Raw genomic sequence first — 2,308 nt, 5'->3', positions numbered from 1 at the left:
GCCCGCGGCGCGTCCCGCTGGGGCGCTCACATGCGCCTACACGTATCCGCGGGCCTGGGTACGTCCCCCTTCGCCCCGGCCCGGTTCTGCTGCCCGCCCGAGGCCACGCTGCTGACTCTCGTCGCCCGACCCGTGGACACTTCGGTCGTCGCAGCCACCACCCCCGCGGAGGTGTCGGCGGACGTCGGCTAGACTCGCTCCCGGCTCGCAGCACATCGCGAGCCATCGGGGTGTGGCGCAGCTTGGTAGCGCGCTTCGTTCGGGACGAAGAGGTCGCAGGTTCAAATCCTGTCACCCCGACCACACGAAGGCCCTGGTCAAGCGCTCCCAACTGCGGGCGTGACCAGGTCCAACCGGCACGTCAACGCACCGTTGAGGCATCCGCCCTGGTCGGACACAGTTTGCCAGCTACCGCTAGCGCAGCCCATGTCGTTCGGGGCGTGAGTAGCCATCATGAATATCGGCAGATGGTGTGTACGTGGACTTTCGCACTGTTGATGATCTTCAGGCGGCTTCTGCGAGGACGTCGAGCAGGGTGCTGGTGATTTTCGCCCGGAGCGCGGGGTTGGCCGACATGGCTGTAATTCGTTGCCGCCACAGGGTTCTGCGTAGGGCGGCGAGTGCGTCGGCGAAGCTGGCGGTGTGCTTGTGGCGGTACCAGGGGCGGGTCCGCCAGCTGGTGGTGTCGGCGTGGGTGCTCAGGTACCAGCACCAGATGGCGGTGTGCAGCCACAGCGACAGCGCGGCGGCCCGGGCCGGGCCTTGGCCCTTCCAGGACTGGGGGTCTTCGCCGCCGAGGGCTTGTTTGGCGTCGCGGTTGGTCACCTCGATCGACCAGCGCCCGGTGTAGCCGGAGGCGATCGTTGCGGGGTCGGCGGCGGGGCTGTCCAGGGCGGCGGAGGTGATGAAGAAGTCGTCGGGTTGCGCGCCGGTGGGGTCGCGCACGACGACCAGGCGCAACAGGCGCCGCGGGCAGGCGCGGTACCAGAGCACGTCGCGGTGCCACAGCTGGCGGGTCACGGTGGTGCCGCGTTGGTCGATGTCGGCCTGGACCCAGTCGGTGGCCGCGGCGGCCAGTTCGGGTGGGGTGGGCAACCGGTCGCCCTTGGTGCGGGGCCGTCCCCGTCTGCCGGTGCGGGGCGGGGCCGGTTCGTAGAGGGCGGCGTCGCGACGCAGCCGGGAGGTCACCACGGTGCGCGGCAGGTCCGCGCCGACCAGGGTGGCGTAGGCGCCGTCGGCGTAGAGGTGCAGCGCCCGCCCGGGGAGCCAGTCGGCGATCTCACGGATCATCAGGGCGGCCAGTTCCACGGTGGTCGGCCCGCCCTTGCGGTGCACCCGCATGGTGATCGGCAACCCCAGCGGGCAGCCACCCCAGGGCGGGGTGACCCGCAGGGTGATGATCACCAGGTTGAGGCCCCAGGCGTAGACCACCCGGGCGCGGGTGGAGCGCACCGCGTCCCGGAAGGTCCCGGTGCCGTTGACCTTCCGGCCGGTCTTCTTGTAGACGGTGTCGTCGCAGTCCAGGATCACCACGCCGGTGGGGGCGAACACGGCGACCGCGTGCACCGCGAGCACCCGCCACAACGCGGTCATGCTCCACCGCCCGACCCGGACGAACCGGTGGTAGGCGTCGTGCGCGCGCCGGCCCTGCGGGTCAGCCACGGACACCATCCGGGTGATGGTGCGCCGTCCCGGGGTGAGCACCCAGCCGGCCAGCAGGTCGGTGAACACCGCGAAGCCGGGCGCGGTGAACACCGCCGCGGTCAGCCCGACCAGCGCGGACCAGCCGGCTACCGCCGCCGGGTCCGATCCCGATCCCGGAGCGCCGCCACCCCGGCGCTGGCCTGGGCTTCCAGCGCGTCGCGGGCCGCCTGGTAGCGGGCCAGCGCCGCCGCCACCGCGGGCACCTGCGCGGGCCGCAGGCTCACCGTCACCGACCGCCCGGACACGCTCACCGACAGCGCCGGGCCCTCGTGCAGCACGACCCCGTCGGCGCACCGACACGTCGGTTTCCCGCACCGGCGGCGCATCGTGATCAGACTGCCCCGCAACATCGGCGGCACCCGCTCCGGCTCCGCTGTCCCGCTCACGGCGGCATGCTCCCATAACCCTCCTCTGCCGCCGTGATCACCGGCAGAGGTTGGACCCGAAGTCACGTCGACACGCCGAGCAGAGGACAAGATCAGACAGACAGGGCGCAGTCACCGACGCGCCACACCAAGATCAGGACACTAAGAAGTGCGAAACTCCACCAATAGTCACTGGGGGAGAACTCGTTTACCGGCTGACGCGGGTGAGGGCGACCATG

At 71.1% G+C, this 2,308-nt stretch carries 2 protein-coding genes, 1 tRNA gene and 1 pseudogene; 2 read left to right on the top strand and 2 right to left on the bottom strand.

The genetic code is table 11. The features are described 5' to 3' along the window. A pseudogene (locus tag VFO68_RS23650) lies at window positions 1-192 on the top strand (metallophosphoesterase); the annotation flags it as partial. Window positions 193-226: 34 nt separating this feature from the next. Then, window positions 227-303 (top strand) — tRNA-Pro (locus tag VFO68_RS23645). 201 nt (window positions 304-504) lie between these two features. Here the strand turns inward: VFO68_RS23645 and VFO68_RS23640 are convergent. Further along, window positions 505-1,755 (bottom strand): transposase, encoded by a 1,251-nt coding sequence (locus VFO68_RS23640; protein WP_325160557.1) that lies wholly within the window; start codon window positions 1,753-1,755, stop codon window positions 505-507. Window positions 1,756-1,790: 35 nt separating this feature from the next. Continuing rightward, window positions 1,791-2,090: a DUF6788 family protein gene (locus VFO68_RS23635; protein WP_325160556.1), complete on the bottom strand. Its 300-nt coding sequence runs from the start codon at window positions 2,088-2,090 to the stop codon at window positions 1,791-1,793. Window positions 2,091-2,308 lie beyond the last annotated feature (218 nt).

The sequence above is a fragment of the Actinophytocola sp. genome (assembly GCF_035712165.1).
Lineage (GTDB): Bacteria > Actinomycetota > Actinomycetes > Mycobacteriales > Pseudonocardiaceae > DASYTH01.
The sequence above is the reverse complement of the archived record's forward strand: the minus strand, read 5'-3'. Positions and strand labels throughout refer to the sequence as shown.